Below are 20,683 nucleotides of genomic sequence, written 5' to 3'. Positions count from 1 at the left end.
ACGACATAGAAATAAAAAGTATTTTTTTTATTTCTATGTCGTAAGCAATATCAAGCCGAATATCCCATTACTCAAAAATTGCCCAATGTGGGTATTAATATCCATACATGTGCTTAAGGATTAAGGCGCGCTTATGAATTATAATTAAATTGCCATATTAATTTTCATCCTGCTTAAATAATTAAATGATATTTACATTTGTTACATAATATGAAAATCGAAAAAATAACATTGGGCAATGGCTGCTTTTGGTGTACAGAAGCTATTTTTGAGACCCTTAAAGGCATAAAAAGCCTTACTTCGGGTTATATGGGCGGGCATACTAAAAACCCTACTTATAAAGAGGTCTGCCAGGGCGATACCGGGTATGCAGAAGTTATTCAGCTGGAATACGATGCCGATATTTTATCATTTGATGAATTACTGTTGGTGTTTTTTAAGACGCATAATCCAACCACGTTAAACAGGCAGGGCAATGATGTCGGCACACAATACCGCTCGGCCATATTTTATCACAACGACCAACAAAAGCAACACGCTTTGGATCTGATAAAAAGATTGACCGATGAAAAAGTTTTTGACCAGCCTATTGTAACAGAAGTTACGCCGGCGAGCGAGTTTTATAAAGCTGAAGATTACCATCAAAATTATTTCACCAATAATCCGGGCAATCCTTATTGTGCAGCCGTGATACAACCCAAACTTTACAAGTTTGCAAAGGAGTTCACTGAAAAAATTAAGCCGGAATTGCTATAAGCCTAAAGGTTTATAATAAAGCCAACTTTCGTATCAAAAGCTTCATCTTTGATACTACTCTGTTACTTCGGTTAACGACTTGTTGAACGGATACAACAGCTATGAGACGTGCCGAAACATAGCTGTTATGCATATAACTTTCTTGTCTTATAACGTAAGCACAATGTTTTCTCCAGGCAGGGGATACCCGAATCATTTTAGATCCCACCTAATAAAAGAGGTGAAGACACCATCTGCCTTCACCTCTTTATGTATTACTCAAACCAATGTTTAGATCTGGAATTTCAATCTAGATATGTATTGCCCTGTTTTCAGTAGCAGCCAGGCAAGCTTCGCGCATGGCTTCAGTATAAGTTGGGTGTGCGTGGCTCATCCGTGAAATATCTTCGGCAGATGCACGGTATTCCATTGCAACAACCGCTTCGGCAATCATATCAGCGGCGCGCGGCCCAATCATGTGTACACCCAGTATTTCATCGGTAGTGGCATCTGCCAGCACTTTTACAAAACCATCCAGATCGCCGCTGGCACGTGCCCGGCCACTGGCTTTGAATGGGAACGAACCTGTTTTGTATTTTATGCCAGCCGTTTTTAACTGCTCCTCGGTTTGGCCAACGGCCGCAACTTCCGGCCAGGTATAAACCACACCGGGGATCAGGTTGTAATCAATATGCGGTTTTTGCCCGGCGATGATTTCGGCAACAAGCGTTCCTTCGTCCTCGGCTTTGTGGGCCAGCATGGCGCCTCTTATAACATCGCCTATAGCATAAACGCCTTTTACACTGGTTTCCAGGTGCTCATCAACTGTAATTTTACGCCCGCGTTCTTCAACGGTTAAGCCAATTTTTTCCAGCCCTAACCCATCGGTGTAAGCAATACGCCCAACAGCCAGCAGGCAATAATCGCCTTTCAGTTCTTTTTTCTCTCCTTTAGGGTCGTCAAATGTTACGGTAACTTCTTTACCCTTTACGGTTGCTCCTGTTACTTTATGGCCAAGATAAAATTCCATGCCCAGCTTTTGAAGTACCTTTTGCAATTCGCGACCCAAGCCTTTATCCATGGTTGGGATAATACCATCCATAAACTCGATTACTGAGACCTTTGAACCTAAACGGGCATATACCGATCCAAGTTCAAGGCCAATAACACCGCCGCCAATCAGCACCAGGTGCTTGGGGATCTCTTTTAGCGTCAAAGCTTCAGTAGATGTTATGATGCGCTTTTTATCTGCTTTAATAAATGGCAAGGCAGATGGTTTTGAACCGGTAGCAATGATCACGTTTTTTCCGGTGATCTCCGCAGCGGTGCCGTCAGCCTTGGTTACTACAATGGTATTTTTATCTTTAAATGATCCTGTCCCTGTGTGCACGTCAATCTTATTCTTCTTCATCAGGTAAGCAATGCCGCTGGTATTAGCAGCAACCACTTCTTCCTTACGTTTTATCATCTGCCCAAAATCAACCTTCAGGTTATCCAGCTGAATGCCATGGGTTGCAAATGCATGCGCAGCATTATGGTAATGCTCAGACGAATCAAGCAGCGCTTTTGAAGGGATACAGCCCACGTTAAGGCAGGTGCCCCCTAAAGTATTATATTTTTCAATTATTGCAGTTTTTAAACCCAGCTGGGCACAACGTATAGCGGCAACGTAGCCACCTGGGCCCGAACCGATAACGATAACATCATATTGCATAAGCTTGTAATTTGTTGGAGCGCAAAGTTAATCATTATCAAATGGGTAAGAAACAGTAAAATAATAAAGTTGACAGACTGTGTAATGTTTTTGTCTGCCTGCTTTACCCTTTTTGTAATAATGTGATTACAGTTAGCTCAAAACAAGTTGCAGTCAAATTGTTATATTATTTTCATTTAAAAATTTTCCGGCTACAAGCCTGGCCATTGGATATATCTGCCTAAAAACAAAAACATGAAGTTTATTTCCACCGCTCTTTTTACGCTTTTTGTAGTCTTGCAGTTAAATACTGCTAACGCCCAGGAAGACCCTTATCTAGGTATTGTGCCGGCACCTGTATCGCTGATCAAATCGCCGGGGCAATTTATATTCAGTAAAACTACCGTTATAAAAGCCGACCGGCCAAAAGAACAGGCAGTAGAGTTGTTTAAAGATTTCCTGTTAAACAATCGCGGGTTAAACAACAGGATAATCAAATATAGCCCAAAGGTAAAAGGCGGAGGTACATCCGTAATATTTACCTCCCGCGGTGCAGCAGGTCTGCCTAATGAGGGATATAAATTAACGATCACCCCGCGTAAAATTACAGTTATCGGCAAAGGTGCCGGGCTGTTTTATGGCATTCAAACCTTGATGCAGCTGTTCGCTGTTGATCACGCAGCGTCCGAAAGCCTGCCCTGCCTTGTTATTAATGATGAGCCGCGCTTTGGTTACCGGGGGATAATGCTGGACGTGTCTCGGCATTTCTTTAACGTGAAGCAGGTAAAGCAGGTAATTGACCTTATGGCAGCCTATAAACTGAATAATTTTCACTGGCACCTGGTTGACGGGCAGGGCTGGCGCGTTGAAATAAAAAAATATCCAAAACTTACACAAATTGGCGGCACCCGCCAGCAAACCATGTTTGGCACCAACCGCGACTGGCCCGACGGGCTGGACTATACCGGCTTTTACACCCAGGATGAAATAAAAGATGTGGTGAAATATGCCGCTCAAAAATATATTAATATTGTACCCGAGATTGAAATGCCCGCACACTCTGACGCTGCATTGCGCGCCTATCCCGAGCTGATGTGCACACCCGATACCGGCATTAAGAACCCCGCCCGTACCACCGGCTTGTATTGCCCAACGGAAGAAACATTTACCTTTCTTGAAAATGTACTTACCGAAGTAATGGAGCTTTTCCCGGGCAAATACATTCACATAGGGGGCGACGAGGCTAACAAACAGCCCTGGAAAGAATCGGCATTTTGTCAGAATCTGATCAGACAGCTTGGCCTTAAAGATGAAAATGCGCTGCAAAGCTATTTTATCCAACGGATAGAAAAATTTCTGAACGCAAAGGGCCGCAGCATTATAGGCTGGGACGAGATTTTAGAGGGGGGCCTGGCACCCAACGCGACGGTTATGAGCTGGACAGGCGAACAGGGCGGCATTGCTGCGGCCCGTCAAAAGCATAACGTGATAATGACACCGCAAACAACCGGCCTGTATTTTGATCATTACCAAAGCAAATCGTCGCTGGAGCCGGTTTCTTTTGGGAGATACGCTGTTTTTTCCGAAACCTACAATTATGAGCCTGTTCCGAACGTATTGACTGCAGATGAAAAGAAATATATCATTGGTGTACAGGGAAACTTATGGACAGAGTATGTGCCAACGGTGGCCAAACTGCAGTACCAGATCCTGCCGCGGTTGTTCGCTCTTTCTGAAATAGCCTGGAGCAAACCTGAAAGGAAAGACTATAAGAATTTTTCCGAAGCGCGCCTCGCCAAACACTTTGCCCGGCTGGATGCTATGCATTATAATTACCGCGTACCAACAGCTTTTGAAGTAATTGACACTATGCTGATTGGCCCTAAATTTACCATGTCGCCAAAATCAGCAGTGCCGGGCGCAAAAATAGTTTACACGCTAAACGGCCGAGACCCGCTGGATACCGACCTTGGTTACGAATCGCCAATTACTTTCAATATTCCTCCCGGAGAAAAACGAACTTTTAAAACTGTTGTTATAACGCCATCAGGCCGGCGCAGCCTCCCAACAAACACCATTATGTATAACCAGGCGCCTGTTGCCGCCGTTAATTACACAGCTAACAACCCCGGACTTAAGTTTACCCTTATTAGAGGTGTCTTCACCTCAACAAATCAATTGGATTATGCGCCTACAGATAGCACAGGGATAGCCAAATCATTAGAGACTACTGAATTTAGAAAAACACGCCCTAGCGCCGGTGTTGTTTTTGAAGGTTACATCTCAGTAATTACCGACGGCATTTATAACTTTTCACTGGCTAACTACGCCGATTGCCAGTTATTTATTGACGACATTAAACTTGGCGAAAATGAAGGAGCAATTTCTTTACTTAAAGGCTTTCACAAAATAAAGATCAGGCATTTTTATAATGCACCACCCGCTGGTCCGCGACGGAGGGCATCGCCTTCGCCCCGTGTTTACATAGTGGCAGCCGGAACAACAGACCGGCGAGTAATTACCCCTGAAATGTTTTTTAATTAAAAGATCAAAGCGGCGACCAGCATTGCGGTAGCCCGGCGAAACCTTTTTATAACAAAGAAAGTCCCGGTAAAATTACCGGGACTTTCTTTGTTATAAATCTAATCCTTTTAAAAATCCTTAATTACACCTCAGCTAAATGATCGCCGGTTACGGTTTCTTTGATTTTAGCCTCCAGCTCTTCCATTAACTCAGGGTTATCCAATATCAGTTGCTTAACGGCATCACGACCCTGGCCAAGGCGGGTTTCGCCATAGCTAAACCATGAACCCGCCTTTTTAATGATGTTATGTTCAACACCAAGATCAATGATCTCGCCGGCTTTTGAAATACCTTCGCCAAACATAATATCAAACTCAGCAATACGGAAAGGCGGAGCAACTTTGTTTTTTACAATTTTTACTTTAACACGGTTACCTGACACTTCATCAGAATCTTTGATCTGTGAAATACGGCGCACATCCAAACGTACCGATGCATAAAATTTAAGTGCGTTACCGCCAGTGGTAGTTTCAGGGTTGCCAAACATCACACCTATCTTATCGCGCAACTGGTTGATGAAGATACAGCAGCATCCGGTTTTGCTGATGGTACCGGTTAACTTGCGCAATGCCTGTGACATTAAACGCGCGTGAAGGCCCATTTTTGAATCGCCCATTTCGCCTTCAATTTCTGCTTTGGGAACCAGTGCAGCAACAGAGTCAATAACCAAAATATCAATTGCACCCGAACGGATCAGGTTATCCGCAATCTCTAATGCCTGTTCACCGTTATCTGGCTGAGAGATCAATAAGTTCTCTACGTCAACACCCAATTTTTTTGCGTAAAAACGATCGAAGGCATGCTCAGCATCAATAAATGCTGCTATACCGCCGTTTTTTTGTGATTCAGCAATAGCATGAATCGCCAGCGTGGTTTTACCGGAAGATTCAGGCCCATATATTTCTATAACACGTCCTTTAGGTAAACCGCCAACACCTAATGCAATATCAAGGCCAAGTGAGCCGGTTGATATAACTTCGGTTGGTTCAATAACAGAATCGCCCAGCTTCATGATGGTGCCTTTTCCGTATGATTTTTCCAGCTTATCCAAGGTCAGCTGTAATGCTTTTAATTTATCTGCGCTACTCATGTTAAAAATTGTATGTACAAATGTAAAATTTATTATTTACAAATACTAATATTTTTAGTATTTTATTTAGAAATATGTTTCCCGCCCGCGTGCGACATAAGATTGGCCGGACAACAGCTAAACTTAGCGAACTAAATCAACTTATTCAACCATTGTTATCAACACTTCGCTTTTGCAGTTCTTTACTGATTTTATTCAAAGCGGCCTTCTTCTTTTGTTCCTTCACTTTTTTCAACTTTAAAGCCTCTGCCTTTAATAAAGCCGACTCGGTATGCGTACGTTCATAATACCTGCAAAACCAGCTGATAGGGCACACCTCGCATTTTGGGCTGCGGGCTACACAAATATACCTGCCATGCAAAATGAGCCAATGATGCGCTATAGCAAGTGTTTCGCGGGGCAAAAACTCCACCAGCTGCTTTTCAACAGCAAGCGGTGTACGCGCCTTATTAGTCAGCCCAATCCTGTCAGACACCCGGAATACATGAGTATCCACCGCAATTGCGGGAGCGTCAAATACTACAGACGAAATAACATTTGCTGTTTTACGCCCAACGCCCGGCATTTTTTGCAGATCATCGATTCCCGAAGGTACCTCCCCCTTAAAAACATCCACCAAAATTTTTGCCATGCCCACCAAATGTTTCGCTTTATTATTAGGGTAGCTCACGCTGCGGATATAAGTAAAGACTTCTTCGGGGGTTGAGGCGGCCAGCGATTCAGGAGTTGGGAAGCGCTCAAATAGAGCGGGGGTAACCTGGTTAATCCGCTTATCCGTACATTGTGCCGAAAGGATAACGGCTATCAACAACTGGAACGGGTTATCATAATGCAGCTCAGTTTCTGCATCGGGCTGGTTTTTTGAGAAATATTCTATAAAATGCCTATAGCGTTCTTTTCTTGTCATTAGCTAGTTCATAGTTAAGGATCACAATCCTTTATCCATAAGGCAAAACTACTAATAAGCTTTCAATATGCTGAACTATCAACTACGCCGCAATAAAAATAGAAAGGTTCACAAACCGCAGACCACTTCATAATGAAACAGCTAAGGTCAGTGAACCAGTTAGGTAAATTGTACTACTAACGCAAACTCTTTGAATGATCGAGAATGTGGTGAATGGTTTGAACTTTCGGGTTCCTTTTCAGAAGATCCAGATCAGCACGAAGTGAATGATAGAACATTAATTCGTCGCCTTCCAAATTCTCCTGCAATTCCTGGTTCACCATGGCTTTGTCAGTGAGTAAATTTAAAGTCGTTGTAAAGGTTTCATCCATAAGCTTACTTAGTTTTTTTTGGTTTACAGATACTAAACGAAAGCTTAAATATAATATTTTATTAAGATGAAAATTAAATGAAATTTTTTTGTTACAGAGCTGTAGGTTGTAATAGTTATAGTTACTATAAAGGTTGCAAGTATTAAAACGGGTAAAAAATCGTTATCCCGGCAAATAAAAAAGGCTGTAAGTATTAAAATTCACACATCTCAACACTTGCAACCTTTTAAATTCTTATAACTTCTAAAACTAATTCTTCAGGCTCATTTCCTTACTCTGCATCATTTTACGTAAATTATTAAGCGCATAGCGCATGCGGCCAAGGGCGGTATTAATGCTAACATCAGTTATATCGGCAATTTCTTTAAAGCTCATGTCACCAAAATGGCGCATAATCAGCACTTCTTTTTGCTCGGCAGGCAGTAAATGAATTAGTGATTTTAAGTCCTTGTAGGTTTGTTCCCTAACCATGCGGTCTTCGGTGCTCTCATCATAATTACCCAAAACTTCAAAAATATCAAAGTCATCGCCATTACTTATCGTTGGTGCGCGCTTTTCGCGGCGAAAATGGTCGATCACCAAATTGTGTGCAATCCGCGTTACCCATGGCAAAAACTTACCTTCTTCGTTATATTTTCCGGCCTTTAAAGTATTAATTACTTTAATAAAAGTATCCTGAAAAATATCCTCAGCAAGGTATTCGTCTTTTACAAGTAAGTAAACAGAAGTGTATATTTTTGATTGATAGCGGCGGATTAATTCCACCAGCCCTGCTTCATCACCAGCAATATAAAGATGGATTAAATCCTGGTCACTTTTCAATTGAAAATCCATAGAAAAAACTACTAAGCTTAATTTATTAAAATATTTTTATTTAAGTAGAGTTTTATCTATAGCGCTATCTTTTAGGGATTAAGAAATTGTTAATCCAAATAAAACGAATTATCACGTAAAAAACAAATATTATTTTTAACTATAAAATATTAAAGCGATTTATATGGTTAATTAATAGACAGTAACTAATTAAAAAGGTTTCATGCTAATTGTCAGTACAGTGCAAACAATTTAATAAAAGGGTAAATAACTCAATACTAATCATAAACCCATTTGGATACTGCTAAATATTTTAGGATTTTTGCGGTTTGGAAGTAAGGCCGTAGTCAATAGTCCATAGACCATGGAAATATTGCTGCTATGGACTATCGACCATGGACCATGGACAACACAAAATGATCAAAGAAGCAGATAAAGATCCTAAAAAACATATTATTATTAAGGGGGCCCGGGTGCACAACCTTAAGAATATGGATGTGGCCATACCTAAAAATAAGCTGGTGGTGGTAACGGGTATGTCAGGCTCGGGGAAATCATCACTTGCCTTTGACACCCTTTATGCCGAAGGCCAACGCCGGTATGTGGAGAGCCTTTCGTCGTACGCGCGCCAATTTTTAGGCCGCATGAACAAGCCGGATGTTGATTATATAAAAGGCATTGCCCCTGCCATTGCCATTGAACAAAAGGTTATTACTTCAAATCCGCGCTCAACGGTAGGTACCTCTACCGAGATCTATGATTATTTAAAACTCCTGTTCTCGCGCATTGGAAAAACCATTTCGCCGGTATCAGGCGGCATCGTAAAAAAAGATTCGGTAACCGATGTGATCAACTTTATTATGGCTTTGCCGGCCGAAACGCAGGTAACTATACTATGCCCGTTATACCCGCATAACAACCGCAGTTTAAAAGAAGAACTGGCGGTATTGATGCAAAAAGGATTTGTACGGGTGGAGTTTCGCGGCAAGCTGTCAAAAATTGAGGACCTGCTGGAGGATATGAGCATTGTTGACGATGGCAGCTGGCTGGTAGAAGAGGTTGAAACCGAGGCAAAAGCTGAAGTATTAAAACCGAAAGGTAAAAGCAAGAAAACTAAAGAAACTGAGCCTGCCGAAACCGGCACTGTTAACCTTTCGGCACAAATATCAACCACGGTACGCATTGTTATCGATAGAATCTCCAAAAATGAGGAAGATGAGACGGTAAGCCGTTTGGGCGATTCTATTCAAACTGCTTTTTTTGAAGGCAAAGGCGATTGTTATGTGCGTTACCGAGAACTGGATGCAGAAGAGGAAACGGAACGCTTTTTTTGCGACAGGTTTGAACTCGACGGCATCCGCTTTGAAGAGCCTTCGCCAAATTTTTTCAGTTTTAATAACCCTTACGGTGCCTGTAAGCGCTGCGAGGGATATGGAAAAGTGATTGGAATTGACGAGGACCTGGTGATTCCCGATAAGAGCAAAAGTATTTATGAAGGCGCCATAGCCCCCTGGCGCGGTGAAAAAATGCGTGAGTGGAATGAGAAGCTGGTAAAAAACGCTTTGAAATTTGATTTTCCCATTCATCGGCAATATAACCAGCTTACCGAACCGCAACAACGTTTACTGTGGACCGGCAACAGTTATTTCCAGGGCCTTGATTCGTTTTTCAAGGAAATGGAAGAACAAACCTACAAGATCCAATACCGGGTTTTACTATCGCGCTATCGCGGTAAAACTACCTGCCCTGAATGCAAGGGCAGCCGGTTAAGGCAAGATGCATCGTATGTTAAAATTAACGGAAAATCAATAACCGATGTGGTGTTGATGCCGCTGGACAGGGCCCTTGATTTTTTTAAAACCATTGAGCTAAACGAAACTGATACAAAAGTGGGCAAGCGCCTGCTGATGGAAATAACCAACCGGCTTTTATTTTTGAATGATGTTGGGTTAAGCTATTTAACACTTAACCGGCTGTCGAACACACTTTCGGGCGGCGAATCACAGCGAATTAACCTGGCTACCTCTTTAGGCAGTAGCCTGGTAGGGTCGGTTTATGTACTGGATGAACCCAGCATTGGCTTGCACCCGCGCGATACCCAACGGTTAATTGGTGTATTAAAATCGCTGCGTGATGTGGGAAACACTGTTTTGGTGGTTGAACACGAAGAAGAAATAATGAAGGCGGCTGATCATATTCTTGATATCGGCCCCGAAGCAGGCACGCATGGCGGCAACCTGATGTTTACCGGCACCTATGATGAGATTATAAAAGATGACAATAGCCTAACCGGCAGGTATTTGAGCGGAAAGGAAGAAATTGCCATCCCGAAAAGCCGCCGTAAATGGAACGACTTTATTGAAATTAAAGGTGCCCGCGAAAATAACCTGCAGCATGTAAATGCTAAATTCCCTTTAGGCGTTTTAACGGTTGTAACAGGTGTATCCGGCTCTGGTAAAACAAGCCTGGTGAAACGCATCCTGGCGCCTGCGCTGCAAAAAACGCTGGGTAATTATAACGGGGAACAAACCGGTGCTTATGACAGTATTGAAGGCGACTACCAAAAAATAGAACAGGTAGAAATGGTTGACCAGAATCCTATCGGCCGTTCGTCGCGTTCAAACCCGGTTACTTACGTAAAGGCCTGGGACGAGATCCGGAACCTGTACGCAGCGTTGCCGGTTTCAAAGGCCGCCGGGTTAAAACCATCGGCATTTTCTTTTAACGTAGAGGGAGGCCGCTGCGATGTGTGCCAGGGTGAAGGCGAGGTTAAAATTGAAATGCAGTTTATGGCTGATATTTTCCTTACCTGCGAAACCTGTGGTGGCAAGCGGTTTAAACAACACATACTTGACGTTACTTATAATGAAAAAAACGTATCTGAGGTGTTGAACCTGACCATTGAGGAAGCCCTGGAGTTTTTTGCCAAAGAGCCAAAGATAATTGGTAAAATAAAACCCCTGATGGATGTTGGTTTGGGTTATGTGCAGTTGGGGCAATCGTCCAATACCTTATCCGGTGGCGAAGCGCAACGGATCAAGCTGGCATCTTTCCTGGTTAAAGGCAATAATACCCATAAAACACTCTTTATTTTTGATGAGCCCACTACCGGCCTGCATTTTGCCGATATTAAAAAGCTGCTGAAATCATTTGATGCCCTGCTTGAACACGGCAACACCATTATTGTAATTGAGCATAATATGGATGTGATAAAATGCGCCGACTGGGTGATTGACATTGGTCCCGAAGGTGGCGACCGCGGCGGAAAGGTCGTGTTTGAAGGCGTTCCTGAAAACCTGACAAAGGAGAAAGATTCTTACACCGGTAAATTTTTAAAGGAAAGATTTTAATTGATCTCTCCGGCGATAGGAAAATAATTACACCGATTAAACATTCAATCGGTGTAATTATCATAAACGCTAATAAATATATCTTACAAAAGCTTCCATGGCTTCATATTCAGCCATTCCGAGCTTGTCATAAGCATGTGCGGTTTCACGGGTACGGTCTTCCGCCCTCACCCAGAACTCCCTGGCATCATCACCGGGGAACACCGGCCTGTCTTTCTGGCTCTGGTGCTTAAAGATGGCATTGCGCTTGCGGATCACCTCCTGTGGCGATAAGGGTACAGCCATCTCTATCTCATGGATCTCAAACTCCAGCCATGCACCGCGGTACATCCACAGCCAGCAGTCCTTTACCCAGTCCTCGGTTTCCCTTAATCTTTTCAGGGCGGCTATAATAATGTTAAAGCACACCAGGTGTGTGCCGTTCGGGTCGGCAAAGTCGCCTGCTGCAAATACCTGCTGCGGTTTTACCTTTTGCAACAGTTCCATAGTCAGCAGGATATCGGCCTCGCCTGCGGTGTTCTTCTTGATCTTGCCGGTTTCGTAGAATGGCAGCGCCATAAAGTGGATATGGTCATCTTCCAGCCCTGCATATCTTGCCCCCGAGATCGCTTCCGTTTTGCGGATAAAGCCTTTTACATCCCTGATCTCTTTGGTATCTACCTGGTTGGGTTGTTTGGTCGGGATAAAGGCACGCATGTCTTCATACACTTTTTTTAGTTTGCTGCTATCATCGCCAATGCTTTCATTAAAGTCAATGGCAAACTCCACAAAGCGCAGCACATCATCATCCCATACGGCTGTATTGCCGGAGGTTTGATAGGCCACATGCACATCATGCCCCTGGTCCACCAGCCTGATGAAGGTGCCGCCCATGGAGATCACATCATCATCGGGGTGGGGCGAGAAGATGATGGAACGTTTGCGTGCCGGCTGTGCCCGTTCGGGGCGCTGGCTGTCGTCCGAGTCAGGCTTGCCGCCCGGCCAGCCGGTAATGGTGTGCTGCAGCTGGTTAAAAATGTCTATATTGATGTTATATACCGGCCCCTGTTCTACGGCCAGCTGGGCCATGCCATGGTTGTTATAATCTTCTTCTGTCAGTTTCAGGATCGGCTTGTCCAGCGTGTCGGCCAGCCAGATCACGGCTTTCTTTTTCAGCCCGTTTTCCCAAACGCAGTCTTTTACCAGCCATGGGGTATCAAACCGGGTAAGCGAGCTTGCTGCCGGGGCATCCAGCACAAACTCCACATTATCCGATAACTGCAGGTAAGTAGCCGGCACATCGCCAGACATTTCCCCTTCCACGGCTTTCTTAATGATGGATGCTTTCTTCTGGCTCCAGGCCATCAGGATGATCTCCCGGGCCTTGAAGATCGTTCCGATGCCCATGGTGATGGCCTTGGTGGGTACATTCTGCTTGCCGCCAAAGTCCCTGGAGGCATCGTTGCGCGTCAGGTCATCCAGCGTTACCAGCCGGGTGCCGGAGTTGGGGGCCGAGCCGGGCTCGTTAAAACCGATGTGTCCCGTACGGCCGATCCCCAGGATCTGCAGGTCGAGCCCGCCCAGTTCGGTGATCTTTTTCTCATACGCCAAACAAAAGGCGGCTACCGCTTCCTGGTCCAGCGTCCCGTCAGGGATATGTACATTGGCCGGATCAATATCTACGTGGGCGAAGAGGTTCTCGTTCATGAACGTTACATAGCTCTGTGCCGCATCCGGCTGCATGGGGTAGTATTCGTCCAGGTTAAAGGTGATCACGTTTTTAAAGCTCAGCCCTTCTTCCCGGTGCTGCCGCACCAGTTCGGCATACACCTGTATCGGCGTTACGCCGGTTGCCAGGCCCAGCACCGTGTGCTCTCCTTTCGCTGTCTTGTCTTTTATCAGCCCGGCTATCCGCTGTGCTACCGCCAGCGAGCCTTCCTGCTGGTTAGCATACACCGTTACCGGCAGCTTCTCGTACCGCGTCTCTTCCAGTAAATTTAATCGCGCCATTTATTTGTTTTTTGGTTTAAGTATGTGGTTTTAAGCCTGTATTACTACGGACGGACACCTAAATGCCTTAAGTTTGGAATTATTGGTTGAAACAAATATATCAGATATGTTGAGATAGTTGCACTATAAATTTAACTTTTGTACTTACCTTAACATTTAGGTAATTTACGCCCAATGTTAGCCCTTAATACCAACCTGCAAAAGCTTATAAGCATAGCCCAAAAACACGAAAAAATGGGAATTGGCCTTATGTCGGGTACCTCGCTTGACGGGCTTGATATTGCGCTGTGCCGCTTTACCGGCAATGGGCTGCAAACCAAATTTTCGCTGGTTAACTTTATCACTATACCTTATGCTGACGCATTTAAAAAAGAAGTGCAGCAGGTTTTTGCCCGTAAAGAAACCAGCCTGGAAAAGGTTTGCCTGCTGAACGAATACATAGGCAGCTTTCATGGTGAACTGGTATTGCAAGCGCTTGCCAAGTGGCATATTAACCCGGGGAAAATTGATTTTATAGCCAGCCATGGCCAAACCATTTATCACGCCCCTAAACGCCTGCATAACCAGGCGGATTATCCAAACGCCACGCTGCAGATTGGCGATGGCGACCACCTTGCTGTTAAAACGGGAATATTTACCATCAGTGATTTCAGGCAAAAACATCTGGCCGCGGGCGGAGAGGGTGCGCCGCTTGCCCTTTATGGCGATGTATTGCTGGGCGGCAAGCCCGGCGAAGACAGAATCTTGTTAAATATTGGCGGAATTGCAAACCTGACCTGGCTACCCGCAGATGGTGACTATGCCGGTATTGTATGCACCGATATTGGACCCGGGAATACCCTAATTGATGCCGCATCCCGAAAATATTTTGATAAACCTTATGACGAAGACTCAAAAATTGCTTTTTCGGGAAGCGTTAATGAAGCGCTGTTAAATACACTGCTCGATCATCCGTTTTTTGCTGAAAGCGCTCCGAAAACTACGGGCCCTGAGTTGTTCGGTTTGAATTATGTTGAGGATGCTCAAAAGCGGTCCGCTACTTTAAGCATCAATAACGCCGACCTGGTGTGTACACTAAGCGCGTTCACAGCCAAAACCATCACTGATTTTATATTACAACACTTTAAGGCCGACGACATCAAAATATTCGCCAGTGGCGGTGGGGCAAAAAATAGTTATATGATTGATCAGCTCAAAAAAGCAATGCCAAAAGCCACTATTGCCGAAACAGGCGAACTGGGTATTGATCCGGATGCCAAGGAAGCTATCCTGTTTGCTTTGCTGGGTAATGAAGCACTTAGCGGAGAACCCTTGGCCATAGGTGGTAACCCCGCTGCGCTGATGGGGAAGTTCAGCTTTCCGTTATAGCGCCTGGTTAATGACACTATATTTTTACAATATGGGATGCCTTTGTGTACTGAACCCGTTGCAAAAACGGCAAGAATAGCTTAGTATTGTAGAGCTTATAGCATTAATGCTTACTGGCTTATTAACTTTTTTAAATCCTTTGTAGCTGACCAAATCATTTATATGAAGAAATATTTATTTTCCATTGCAGCAGTTTGCTGTGTTACCGGGCTAAGCTTTGCACAACCTGAAGCCGCCTCTCCAAAAAACACCAACCCAATTTCAAAATCCCGTATTTTATCTGTCGATTCTGCGGTGGTTACCAAACACCAGGTAACCATAAAAGGTAAGGTTGTACCTTACACTGCAACCGCAGGCAGCATGCCGATATGGGATAACGAGGGGCGCCCTATCGCCGGCGTATTTTATACCTATTACGAGCGGGACGATGTCGCCGACAGGACTTCGCGTCCCTTAGTGATCTCGTTTAACGGAGGCCCGGGCACACCATCGGTATGGATGGAGATAGGCTACACCGGCCCGCGTTTGCTTAATATTGATAATGAAGGCTACCCGATTCAGCCTTATGGCATAGGCGAAAATAAAAACTCAATCCTGGATGTTGCCGACATTGTGTACCTGGACCCTGTAAATACGGGTTATTCCAGAATTGTTGATAAAGGCACTCCCGGCTCTACTTTTTTTGGTGTAAATGAAGACATTAAATACCTCGCCGAGTGGATCAATACCTTTGTTACCCGCAAAAACCGCTGGGCATCCCCTAAATTTTTAATTGGAGAAAGCTATGGCACCACAAGGGCATCAGGCCTGGCGCTTGAATTGCAAAACTCTCAATGGATGTACCTGAACGGCGTTATACTGGTATCTCCTACCGACTTGGGTATAGAGCGCAGCGGCCCGGTACAGGCGGCATTAAAACTACCCTATTTTGCAGCTACGGCCTGGTACCATGGCGCACTTTCCGCCGATCTACAGCAAAAAGACCTTACCGCCTTTTTACCTGAAGTGGAGACCTTTACCATCAATGAGCTAATCCCGGCGCTATCACGCGGTGGTTTTATTGACGATGCACAACGCACAGCAATAGCTGCAAAAATGGCGCGCTACACAGGTATTTCGGAAAAAGTGATCATGCAGAACAACCTCGATGTATCTTATGATTTATTCTGGAAAGAGTTATTACGCGATAAAGGCTTTACCGTAGGCCGCCTCGACTCGAGGTACAAAGGAATTGACAGGCAGGCCGGCGGCGAAAGCCCTGATTATAATGCTGAGCTGGTTGCCTGGCTGCATGCATTTACCCCTGCTATTAATATTTACCTGCGTAACGAGCTAAACTATAAAACCGACCTTAAATATAATATGTTTGGAAACGTTTGGCCATGGGACGACAAGAACAACCATACCGGCGAAAATCTACGGTTGGCAATAGCCCAAAACCCCTACCTTCACCTGCTGATCCAGTCGGGCTATTATGATGGTGCCTGTGATTACTTTAACGCAAAATACAGCCTTTGGCAGCTTGATCCAAGTGGCAAGCTTAAAGACCGTTTAAAATGGGAGGGCTACAAAAGCGGACACATGATGTACCTGCGCAAAGAAGACCTGGCCGCAGCGGCAGAAAGCCTGCGTACCTTTATCCGCGAATCAGTAGCGAAACCCGGAACACCGGCTAAATATTAGCAACCGTTTCGGATACGATATTTAAAAAAACAGCAAAGCCATCTTATTTAGTTTTCAGATGGCTTTGCTATATAATCAAGTACAATTTATTAATTCTTTAACCCAATCCTGTGGTTGGTATAATCCAGTAAAAATTCATTATCGGTAAAAAAATCAATGCTGAAGATCGTACGGGGATCATGGGTATAGGAAGGGTTTAACACCTGGGTAAGATTATAGTCGCTGGTGGTAGTGTACTGGTAGCTAAACCCACTGGTTGTGGTAATAGTAACAGATGAATTTGCCGGCAGGGTAGTTTGATCGGTTGTAGCATTGGGGTCTTCGATATTGGCAAAAGCAGGCGTGCCGGTATCAAACAAAAGGCTACCCTGGATACTTTTACCATTGTAAACTATAGTAGCCGGAATATTTGGTGAATAGCCTGCGGAGGTATGCACCAGGGAGTGCATTATAAACCCGGCGGAATTCAGATCATCAGGCACCAACCCGATGGTAAGTAAATCTTTTACATAGGTACCGTTGGTACTGAACGCGGTTTTGTCGAACTTTGAAAGCTTAAAACCCTGAGTAACATTGGCAGCGGTTGTAAAATAGCTTAATGGGCTTGCAATAGCCAGGTTGCTGAAGCTGGTATTGGGGCCAACACCAAAAACGTCATTTTCGTGTTTACCGAGACTGGTTCCCGACTTTACATCAACTGCTTTATAATATAAAAAGAAAGGGATACGTTTGGTGGTAACAGAGCCATTTACATCGCCTATGGTTATTATCGCGTAGGCAAGGTTGCCATATTCTTTTGTTCCGTTTGTTGCATCCCCGTAAGTAAGGGTGGCTGTTTGCTTCGTAACTGTAATACCGTTTACCACCAGCGAATCGCCGGTAATGGTTATGCCTGTACTGGTAATCATTGAAGCGGGTATCAAGCCGTCAGCATCCATCGTCATGGCGGAAGAACCTGTATCAAATACACTGTAATAAGTATTTTTAATGTCCCCGACCTGCGATATGGGAATAAAAACCCTGCGGTAAATAGTACTTTGCAACTCGTAGAGACCCAGCGTTGCAATGGGCTTGGGTGCCGGTGTGGGTGCGGGCGTATGGTCCTTTTTGCAAGAAGTGATTAAAAGCGAAACGAATAATCCCCCAACAATCAGCAGGAGGTGTTTTTGGTATATTTTCCCCATATATCAATTATATTAACAGCATTAAAATGGATAACGAAATTTTACCGCTTTATGTATAGCAAAACCTAAAAGTAGATATTATTACAAGCATTTGTTGGCAACTCTTAATAAATCAGGGTAACCTATAGATTATACGTATAAAATATCGCTGTGGTTTGCTTTGAGTAAAATTGGTAGGCAGGTATAACTGCACGCAGAAAACCGGCGTATTTTTCCATATTGCAGCTGTTCAATTGGCCTTTTCGCAATTAATCGTAATTATGCCGTTCAAGGTCATAGTCAGATTGCGCCGAGATTATTTTCTTTTCCCTATCCGTATCCTTGTCAAGCCGGTGATCATACACATTATTTATCACCTGGATATGCCTGTCTTTATCCCGTTCGGCATAATAAATGTCGGCTTCGCCAATTTTTGAAACGGCAACATCATAGGCGCCTTTGGGCGACATCAGCTTAACAAACACGGGCAGGCACTCAAACAGGATAAACAGCCAGCTGATGAATGATTCAGCCAGGAAGGTATCAAGGTCGCGCGTCCCGTTTTCGTTATAGGAAAGCTGCCCCAGGGCCCAGTTGCGATCGCTGAAACCAGCCACATTAGAAAGGCTGTCAAGTTGGTGTTCGCTGAACAGCCGGATATCATTTACGCCCTCATAGTTTTTACGTGCACTCAGGTAATTGTCCATTTTAGCCTGGTTATCGGTAACCTGTTTCAACCGATCCTCCTTCTCCTGCAAAACGGCCTGTTTTTGTTTGGCGTAAGTGCCATAACCGGTAATACCCGATGTCTGGTCGTTTTTTTCGCCGAATACTTCCTGGTTCAGCTGCGCACGCGAACGGTTGATATCCCTTTCGAGCGAGTCTTTTTCTTTTTTAAGGTCGGTGTTTTTGCCCAGCTCCATCGCATACTTTTCAGTATAGGTTTTGGTGAGCGTATCAATCTTGCGATGCTGCCCTTTTAAGTAGGCGGTTTTCAATTTCTGGCGGATCTCTTTATCAAAGATCTTTAACTCCAACGGCCTTGAAATAACTATCCCTATCATTATAGCCAGCAGAATACGGGGCGACGCCTGTAAAATTTGCTGGTTGGTTGACCCCGCCTTGTCAATGCTTGATACGATGTATCTGTCCATGTTAAAAATGGCCGTGCCCCAAAGCAGGCCAAATAAAATGGCAAATACGACGGCAAAAGGGTTGCCGGAAAACACAAAATACATTGCATATCCACCTGACAGTGAAGCAAATACTGCCGTAAAAAATATAGTGGCACCTATACCTACATATTTATTATGCTCAAGCGGATATTTTTTTAAAGTACCTATATGGGCTCCGGAACAGAACCAGAAAAAACGTGTAATATTCTTCATTAAAATAATTATCTGTTTGCAAACATATATGAAACGCTGCAAGGCATTGAATGTTACAAATTTCAGACCTAAATATTTGAATGATAACAATTACCTTTGACAATTATTATAGGATCAAAACATGAAAGAAATTAGCGTACAGGACCTGAAAGACAAAAAAGATAAAGGCGAAGATTTTCAATTAATTGATGTAAGGGAAGACTTTGAATATGAGATGTCAAACCTGGGTGGCCTGTCAATTCCATTAGGTGGAATTTTAATTGAAGCTGAAAAAATTGAAAAAGACAAGCCGGTAGTGGTAATGTGCCGCAGCGGCAAACGTAGTGCAGCAGCAATAATGCAGCTGGAACAAAAAGGATACACCAATCTTTTCAACCTTCAGGGTGGAATTTTAGCGTGGGCCGACCAGATTGACCCTACCATTAACGTTTATTAAGCCATGGGCAAAAAGTTATTTTTAAACGTGCTATATAACATAGTTATTTTAGTGTGCCTTATTACCGGTTACGAATACGGCATTGCGCAAAAGAACTATATATACTTGATAGGCGCAGCAGCAATTATTGCTATATTTATCGTGCTTAAGGTTAGGCTTTTAAAAGAAGTAAAAAAGGCCCAAAAAAGCCTGTAGCCCCAAACTATGTTTATCGCAATTTTAGGGGTCATTATGCTCATTGTGGGTATAGTGCTCAAACGCTCACCCGAACCTGCCGGCCGTTTTGCCGGTACCATTAATAAAGTAGCTGTTTTAGTAATTCTTATCGGGGTGCTATTGTCGGCCGTTAAAGTAATTGAGCCCGGTAAAGTCGGCGTGCAAACCCTGTTCGGCAAGGTGCAGGACAATGTGCTGGAAAGCGGCCTCCACATCATTAATCCGCTGGTTGATGTAACCACCTTCAGCATCCAGACGGAAAACTATACCATGAGCGCCAAAACCGGAGAAGGGCAGATCCAGGGAGATGATGCCATTCGTGTTTTATCATCAGACGGATTGGAGGTTACCATTGATCTTTCCGTACTTTATAAGGTCATCCCGCTTAAAGCGCCCTACATCTATCAAAATATTGGGGTTAATTACGAAGATAAGATCGTACGCCCTATTACCCGTACCGCTATCCGCGACAATGCGGTGAACTATGTAGCGGTTGACCTCTACTCTACCAAGCGTGAGGAGTTCCAGTTTAAAATAAATAAATCAATTACCGATAACTTTGCCAAAAATGGCCTTGCGGTGCAGCAGATCTTGGTGCGCAATATTACCTTGCCTGCCACAGTTCGCGCAAGCATTGAATCAAAGATCCAGGCCGAGCAGGAAGCTCAAAAAATGCAGTTTGTTTTGCAAAAAGAGCGCCAGGAAGCTGACCGTAAACGCGTGGAAGCACAGGGTATTGCAGATTACCAAAAGATCCTGTCAACCGGCCTGTCTGATAAGCAACTGATGTACGAGAGCATTAAAGCCCAAAAAGAAATTGCCTTGTCGCCAAACGCCAAAGTTATTATCATAGGGGGTAAAGGCGGGAATCCGATAATGCTGAGTGATAAATAATATA

The 20,683-nt window shown here is 44.1% G+C and carries 16 protein-coding genes; 8 read left to right on the top strand and 8 right to left on the bottom strand.

Annotated elements, in window-relative coordinates; translation table 11 throughout:
• Positions 1-210: 210 nt before the first annotated feature.
• Positions 211-756, top strand: a complete 546-nt coding sequence (msrA, locus tag MuYL_RS02610) for a peptide-methionine (S)-S-oxide reductase MsrA (RefSeq protein ID WP_094569041.1) — start codon at positions 211-213, stop codon at positions 754-756.
• Positions 757-1,045: 289 nt separating this feature from the next.
• On the opposite strand, the gene lpdA is transcribed toward msrA, so the two are convergent.
• Complete coding sequence (lpdA, locus tag MuYL_RS02605) at positions 1,046-2,449, bottom strand: dihydrolipoyl dehydrogenase (RefSeq protein ID WP_094569040.1); 1,404 nt, start codon at positions 2,447-2,449, stop codon at positions 1,046-1,048.
• Between the two features lie 234 nt (positions 2,450-2,683).
• Between lpdA and MuYL_RS02600 the strand changes: the two genes are divergently transcribed.
• Positions 2,684-4,972, top strand: a complete 2,289-nt coding sequence (locus tag MuYL_RS02600; RefSeq protein ID WP_094569039.1) for a family 20 glycosylhydrolase — start codon at positions 2,684-2,686, stop codon at positions 4,970-4,972.
• A 121-nt stretch (positions 4,973-5,093) separates the two neighbouring features.
• Here the strand turns inward: MuYL_RS02600 and recA are convergent, their stop codons facing one another.
• The 4 genes from recA to MuYL_RS02580 form a co-directional block, all read right to left on the bottom strand.
• The gene (gene recA / locus MuYL_RS02595; protein WP_094569038.1) at positions 5,094-6,101 is read right to left on the bottom strand and encodes a recombinase RecA; all 1,008 of its coding nucleotides are present in this window, start codon (positions 6,099-6,101) and stop codon (positions 5,094-5,096) included.
• Positions 6,102-6,246: 145 nt separating this feature from the next.
• On the bottom strand, positions 6,247-7,008 hold the full coding sequence (nth, locus tag MuYL_RS02590) for an endonuclease III (RefSeq protein ID WP_094569037.1): 762 nt from the start codon (positions 7,006-7,008) through the stop codon (positions 6,247-6,249).
• Positions 7,009-7,184: 176 nt separating this feature from the next.
• Positions 7,185-7,379 carry a hypothetical protein gene (locus MuYL_RS02585; protein WP_094569036.1) on the bottom strand — a complete coding sequence of 65 codons (195 nt, stop codon included), beginning with the start codon at positions 7,377-7,379 and terminating at the stop codon, positions 7,185-7,187.
• A gap of 249 nt (positions 7,380-7,628) precedes the next feature.
• Positions 7,629-8,213, bottom strand: coding sequence for an RNA polymerase sigma factor (locus MuYL_RS02580; RefSeq protein WP_094569035.1), 585 nt, complete (start codon positions 8,211-8,213; stop codon positions 7,629-7,631).
• Positions 8,214-8,608: 395 nt separating this feature from the next.
• Between MuYL_RS02580 and uvrA the strand changes: the two genes are divergently transcribed.
• Positions 8,609-11,542 carry an excinuclease ABC subunit UvrA gene (uvrA, locus tag MuYL_RS02575; protein ID WP_170309719.1) on the top strand — a complete coding sequence of 978 codons (2,934 nt, stop codon included), beginning with the start codon at positions 8,609-8,611 and terminating at the stop codon, positions 11,540-11,542.
• A gap of 69 nt (positions 11,543-11,611) precedes the next feature.
• Here the strand turns inward: uvrA and nagB are convergent, their stop codons facing one another.
• Entirely contained in the window at positions 11,612-13,531 is a 1,920-nt protein-coding gene (gene nagB, locus MuYL_RS02570; protein WP_094569034.1) for a glucosamine-6-phosphate deaminase, read from the bottom strand.
• A gap of 174 nt (positions 13,532-13,705) precedes the next feature.
• Between nagB and MuYL_RS02565 the strand changes: the two genes are divergently transcribed.
• Positions 13,706-14,899 carry an anhydro-N-acetylmuramic acid kinase gene (locus MuYL_RS02565; protein WP_094569033.1) on the top strand — a complete coding sequence of 398 codons (1,194 nt, stop codon included), beginning with the start codon at positions 13,706-13,708 and terminating at the stop codon, positions 14,897-14,899.
• Between the two features lie 162 nt (positions 14,900-15,061).
• Positions 15,062-16,582: a S10 family peptidase gene (locus MuYL_RS02560; protein ID WP_094569032.1), complete on the top strand. Its 1,521-nt coding sequence runs from the start codon at positions 15,062-15,064 to the stop codon at positions 16,580-16,582.
• 89 nt (positions 16,583-16,671) lie between these two features.
• Here the strand turns inward: MuYL_RS02560 and MuYL_RS02555 are convergent, their stop codons facing one another.
• Positions 16,672-17,766: a hypothetical protein gene (locus MuYL_RS02555; RefSeq protein WP_094569031.1), complete on the bottom strand. Its 1,095-nt coding sequence runs from the start codon at positions 17,764-17,766 to the stop codon at positions 16,672-16,674.
• A gap of 248 nt (positions 17,767-18,014) precedes the next feature.
• Positions 18,015-19,133: a DUF4407 domain-containing protein gene (locus MuYL_RS02550; RefSeq protein WP_094569030.1), complete on the bottom strand. Its 1,119-nt coding sequence runs from the start codon at positions 19,131-19,133 to the stop codon at positions 18,015-18,017.
• Positions 19,134-19,254: 121 nt separating this feature from the next.
• Here MuYL_RS02550 and MuYL_RS02545 point away from each other — a divergent pair, with 121 nt between their 5' ends.
• From MuYL_RS02545 to MuYL_RS02535, 3 genes are read left to right on the top strand one after another with little or no spacing between them, the layout of a single operon-like run.
• The gene (locus MuYL_RS02545; protein ID WP_094569029.1) at positions 19,255-19,569 is read left to right on the top strand and encodes a rhodanese-like domain-containing protein; all 315 of its coding nucleotides are present in this window, start codon (positions 19,255-19,257) and stop codon (positions 19,567-19,569) included.
• A 3-nt stretch (positions 19,570-19,572) separates the two neighbouring features.
• Complete coding sequence (locus tag MuYL_RS02540) at positions 19,573-19,764, top strand: DUF6358 family protein (RefSeq protein WP_094569028.1); 192 nt, start codon at positions 19,573-19,575, stop codon at positions 19,762-19,764.
• A 9-nt stretch (positions 19,765-19,773) separates the two neighbouring features.
• On the top strand, positions 19,774-20,679 hold the full coding sequence (locus MuYL_RS02535) for a prohibitin family protein (protein WP_094569027.1): 906 nt from the start codon (positions 19,774-19,776) through the stop codon (positions 20,677-20,679).
• Positions 20,680-20,683: the final 4 nt, after the last annotated feature.

The sequence above is a fragment of the Mucilaginibacter xinganensis genome (genome assembly GCF_002257585.1).
In the GTDB taxonomy this organism is placed as follows: Bacteria; Bacteroidota; Bacteroidia; order Sphingobacteriales; family Sphingobacteriaceae; genus Mucilaginibacter; species Mucilaginibacter xinganensis.
Note: the sequence above shows the minus strand (reverse complement) of the source record. Positions and strands in the feature narration are given on the sequence as shown.